Annotated in this window: 2 protein-coding genes; both read left to right on the top strand. The window is 62.0% G+C overall.

Features of this window, described 5'->3' with window-relative positions; translation table 11 throughout:
* Positions 1-29: 29 nt before the first annotated feature.
* The gene (locus tag NQL71_RS29610) at positions 30-1,013 is read left to right on the top strand and encodes an XdhC family protein (RefSeq protein WP_046819969.1); all 984 of its coding nucleotides are present in this window, start codon (positions 30-32) and stop codon (positions 1,011-1,013) included.
* Positions 1,010-1,600: a nucleotidyltransferase family protein gene (locus tag NQL71_RS29605; protein WP_046819970.1), complete on the top strand. Its 591-nt coding sequence runs from the start codon at positions 1,010-1,012 to the stop codon at positions 1,598-1,600. The genes NQL71_RS29610 and NQL71_RS29605 overlap by 4 nt, the downstream gene beginning before the upstream one ends.
* Positions 1,601-1,838 lie beyond the last annotated feature (238 nt).

Raw genomic sequence — 1,838 nt, 5'->3', positions numbered from 1 at the left:
TTGCAGGGCTGGCAGAAGGTCGAGGCGTGATGGACAGTGCCGATCTGAATGTCCTGCGCAGCGTGCTGGAGTGGCGCCGCGCCGGCCAGCGGGTGATGTTGTACAGCGTCGTGCAAACCTGGGGTACCGCGCCCCGGGCGCCTGGCGCGATGCTGGCGTTGCGCGAGGATGGTGTGGTGATTGGCTCGGTGTCTGGTGGTTGTGTCGAGGATGACCTCATTGCCCGGTTGCATGACGGTCGCATTCCGGTCGACGGACCGCCGGTGCAACTGATCACCTACGGCGTGAGCCGTGAGGAGGCGGCGCGCTTCGGTTTGCCCTGCGGCGGCACGTTACGCTTGACCGAGGAGCGCGTGGGCGACCCTGCGTGGGTCGCCGAGTTGCTGGTGCGCTGTGAGGCGCACGAACTGGTCGCCCGCGAACTGGACCTGGAATCTGGCGAAGTGGTTCTGGGGCCGGCCAGCAAGACCGATGTGTTGACGTTCGATGGCGTCACCTTGCGCACTATCTACGGCCCGCGCTGGCGCCTGTTGCTGATCGGTGCGGGGCAGTTGTCCCGGTATGTTGCCGAGATGGCCCGGCTACTGGATTTCGAGGTGCTGATCTGCGATCCGCGCACCGAGTTTGCCTACGGTTGGGACGCGCAGCACGGACGATTCGTCTCGGGCATGCCTGACGAGGCGGTGCTGAACATCGAGACCGACGAACGCACCGCCATCATCGCCCTGACTCACGACCCGCGGCTGGACGACATGGCGCTGTTGACCGCGCTCGACTCCCGGGCCTTTTATGTCGGCGCACTCGGCTCGCGGGTCAACAGCCAGAAGCGCCGGGACAACCTGGCCCAACTCGGCTTGTCGCCGCAGGCTATCGAACGACTGCACGGCCCGATCGGTTTGCACATTGGCAGTCATAGCCCTGCGGAAATCGCCTTGTCGTTGATGGCCGAGATCGTGGCGATCAAGAATGGCATCGAGCTCAAGCAGAAAAAACCGCTGCGGGAGGGCGTATGAGTGAATCCATCGGGGTGATCGTGTTGGCGGCGGGGCAGGGCAGTCGGTTTCGACAGGTCGCCGGTGACGACAAGGACAAGCTGCTGGCTGATTGCCCTGGGCGTGATGGCACGGTTCGTTCGGTGATTGAGCACGTCCTGGTCAATCTGCCTGCCACCCTGGAAAAACGCATTCTGGTGACCACGGCCGATCGCCCGCAAGTGAGCCGCATGGCCAAAGCCTATGGCTGTGAGGTCGTCCTGATCGAATCGACCGGGATGGGCGATAGCATTTCGGCCGGGGTGGCCGCCTGTGCACAGCTTGATGGCTGGCTGATGGTGCTGGGGGATATGCCGTTCATCCTGCCTTCAAGTATCGAACAGGTGGTGGCGAACATGGCCGATGACTGCATCGGTGTCCCGGTACAGGAAGGCGAATACGGACACCCGGTGGGCTTCGGCCGCAGCTTTGGTCCGGGGCTGATGGCATTGTCGGGTGATCGCGGGGCAAAGCCGCTGTTTGCCCAGGGGCGAGTGGTCGAGGTGGCGCTGGATGATCCTGGCGTCTTGTGGGATGTGGATGAGCCGCAGGCGTTGGATTTCAAGTAGTTCACAAACTTGGGGCCGAGGCCTGCGAAGGTTGGATGTCCTGACACCGAAAAGCCCTGCACATCCAAAGTGTTGCAGGGCTTTTTTGTTAATGGCGAGTTAACTCGGCAATTTGAGCATCCAGACGGTTTACCTTCAAACGCCAGGTGCAGACGTCTTTGTCCGTGCGTGGTGAGCCCAAAAACTACAAAGACGGATCTGCCCATGATTACCCTGAAACTCAACGGTCAAGACCATC

This window comes from Pseudomonas serbica (genome assembly GCF_028823535.1).
Lineage (GTDB): Bacteria > Pseudomonadota > Gammaproteobacteria > Pseudomonadales > Pseudomonadaceae > Aquipseudomonas > Aquipseudomonas serbica.
The sequence above is the reverse complement of the archived record's forward strand: the minus strand, read 5'-3'. Positions and strand labels throughout refer to the sequence as shown.